This window comes from Saccharomonospora iraqiensis subsp. paurometabolica YIM 90007, from assembly GCF_000231035.2.
Classification (GTDB): Bacteria; Actinomycetota; Actinomycetes; order Mycobacteriales; family Pseudonocardiaceae; genus Saccharomonospora; species Saccharomonospora paurometabolica.
The window spans coordinates 112,335-112,752 of record NZ_KI912209.1 but is presented as its reverse complement, the minus strand read 5'-3'; the positions used below and the strand labels follow the sequence as shown (position 1 = coordinate 112,752).

The following is a 418-nucleotide window of genomic DNA, read 5'->3' as shown; positions in this document are numbered from 1 at the left end:
CATCGCGAACGCGCCGCGTGGTCGCCACCACTGGTCGGCGAGGCGCTCGTACAGCGCCGGATCGTTGCGCACCATCGGGGTGTGCGCCGTGCCCTGCCCCACGCGTCCGAGGCTGGCACACTCGCCGGTGTGCGGCAGGTCGTGGCGGCCACGGTCGGGTTGGGTCGGGCGGCCCACCCGCTGCCCGCGCTGGTGGTGACCGGCGTCGCCGCGGGGCTCGCCGTGGGTGCGGGGTGGTCGGCGGGTGTGGTGGCGACACTGACCGCCGCGGTGCTGGCCGGTCAGCTCTCCGTCGGCTGGTTGAACGACCTGGTCGACGCCGGGCGCGACGCGGCCGTCGGCCGCACGGACAAGCCGCTGGTCTCCGGCCGGGTCACACCCCGGGTGGTCCGGGCCGCGCTGGTCGTGGCCGCGCCCG

General features: G+C 77.3%; 1 protein-coding gene. It reads left to right on the top strand.

The window, feature by feature from the left end; translation table 11 throughout:
• Positions 1-129: 129 nt before the first annotated feature.
• Positions 130-418: UbiA family prenyltransferase (locus SACPADRAFT_RS32155; RefSeq protein WP_198048256.1), on the top strand; the 289-nt coding region annotated here is incomplete at its 3' end.